The organism is Coleofasciculus sp., assembly GCF_046565525.1.
In the GTDB taxonomy this organism is placed as follows: domain Bacteria; phylum Cyanobacteriota; class Cyanobacteriia; order Cyanobacteriales; family Coleofasciculaceae; genus Coleofasciculus.
Genome location: NZ_JBKHUP010000260.1, coordinates 1 through 1,214, shown reverse-complemented (window position 1 = coordinate 1,214; position 1,214 = coordinate 1). Strand labels below are relative to the sequence as shown.

Annotated in this window: 2 protein-coding genes; both read left to right on the top strand. The window is 47.0% G+C overall.

The genetic code is table 11. The features are described 5' to 3' along the window. The first annotated feature begins 97 nt into the window (after window positions 1-97). Entirely contained in the window at window positions 98-277 is a 180-nt protein-coding gene (locus ACLGGO_RS35600) for a hypothetical protein (RefSeq protein ID WP_446422854.1), read from the top strand. Window positions 278-854: 577 nt separating this feature from the next. After that, window positions 855-992, top strand: coding sequence for a hypothetical protein (locus tag ACLGGO_RS35595; protein WP_446422853.1), 138 nt, complete (start codon window positions 855-857; stop codon window positions 990-992). Window positions 993-1,214 lie beyond the last annotated feature (222 nt).

The window sequence follows — 1,214 nt, the reverse complement described above, 5'->3', positions numbered from 1 at the left end:
AAGACCTAATTAGGGGTAACTCGAAAGGGCTGTGATTAGCTCAAGAATCCCCCGTCTTTCAAGCGGGGGAGTGTCAAGAGTCCCATCGATCACATCTGTGCAACTGTATGGCAAACAGGTTGGACAACCCGCCCCATCTTGGATGGAGGTTATCGATTTGCGGGATGAACTCGAACCCTTAAAACCCAAAACTGGCTTTTTCAGGGTATTACCTCAATGGTGGGCAAAACTCCTGCTGCTCTTGGCTTTGATTCCCTTGGGGGCGGTCGGTGTTTAGGGTTATCTTCTTGTGGGGGGAGAGGGGGAGCTATAAGACCCACGCTGTACTCTTGCTGTCAGCGTTGGGATACATGGACTCTCCCAATTTAATTTTACGGGATTCAATATCCCTAAAATTAACAAATAAAGTCGAAGCTTTCTTGCTTGTTTTTGTCAGAAATGATAGTATCAATCTACCGAATAACTAACGGTTGCCTTGACTCAAACGGACAGGTCACAAGTAGCGTGGTGAACAGCGCAAACGGCATAAACTAGTCTGAACCTTGACAATCTTCCGTTAAGGGGTTCCAGCTAAAAATGTTGAGCGCGGTATGTTCGACGCTGTAGCTGTGTAAAAACGAAAGCAGTACTTAGGTGTAAAAGCTTCCAGTTCAATTGGTAGCAAGTACGCATGGGCTGTGCGGAATGTAAACTGCCTGGGCAATCGGTCTGCCGGGGTCATATCTCTTGCAATTGGGTGTGACTAGGTAAGTGGTGAAATACCCGCAAGGGAAATAACCAGGAAAGCCTTATCGTGAGGTAAGGAAGCCTACACTATAATCGCAAGATTTAGTGTAGGAGGAGGTCACCTATCATTGCCCCTAGGAAAATCGGTTGTTCCTGTACAAGTCGAGTCAACATCCTTCAGCGTCAAGGAAACAGGACAGTCTGACACACAAACCTTAGCTGGACGCCTCACGCCTCACGCCAATCTAAATATAGATATGGCGTGAGATGGATAGGCGATCAATCAATGGGGTTCAATACCCCAGAGATTGACAACTTGCGTATCAATTCGCGAATTACATCAGATTGGGAACTTCAGTGTTAATTTGCAGAACTTGGCTAGATGCTCATATTCCCTATCTGACTCTTCCGTTTACCGGAAAAGCGATGGGTGAAGGCTCCCACGCTCTTTAGCTGGGAGATGAAACCGAGCGAACCGTCTAGGTAGC